The organism is Klebsiella planticola ATCC 33531, assembly GCF_000735435.1.
Classification (GTDB): domain Bacteria; phylum Pseudomonadota; class Gammaproteobacteria; order Enterobacterales; family Enterobacteriaceae; genus Klebsiella; species Klebsiella planticola.
In genome coordinates, this window is record NZ_JMPP01000077.1 from 1 (window position 1) to 549 (window position 549).

The 549-nt window shown below is 58.1% G+C and carries 1 protein-coding gene; it reads left to right on the forward strand.

Annotated elements, in window-relative coordinates; translation table 11 throughout:
- Positions 1-549, forward strand: a 549-nt coding sequence (locus GRPL_RS00040) for a phosphohexomutase domain-containing protein (RefSeq protein WP_032700873.1), incomplete at both ends; no start/stop codon positions are given.

Genomic DNA, 549 nt, shown 5'->3' on the forward strand with positions numbered 1-549 from the left:
ATGGCGGCGATTCAGAAAGCCGGCCTGAAGCTCGGTGTCGATCCGTTAGGGGGTTCCGGTATCGAATACTGGAAACGCATCGCCGAGTACTACAAACTCGATCTGACCATCGTTAACGATCATGTCGATCAAACCTTCCGCTTTATGCACCTTGATAAAGACGGCGCCATTCGCATGGACTGCTCTTCGGAGTGCGCGATGGCAGGGCTGCTGGCGCTGCGCGATAAGTTCGATCTGGCTTTCGCTAACGATCCGGATTATGACCGTCACGGCATCGTCACGCCGGCAGGTCTGATGAACCCGAACCACTATCTGGCGGTGGCGATTAACTACCTGTTCCGGCATCGTCCGCAGTGGGGCCAGGATGTCGCCGTCGGTAAGACGCTGGTCTCCTCGGCGATGATCGATCGCGTGGTGAACGACCTCGGCCGTAAGCTGGTGGAAGTGCCGGTGGGCTTTAAATGGTTTGTTGACGGTCTGTTCGACGGCAGCTTCGGCTTCGGCGGCGAAGAGAGCGCGGGCGCCTCGTTCCTGCGTTTTGACGGAACT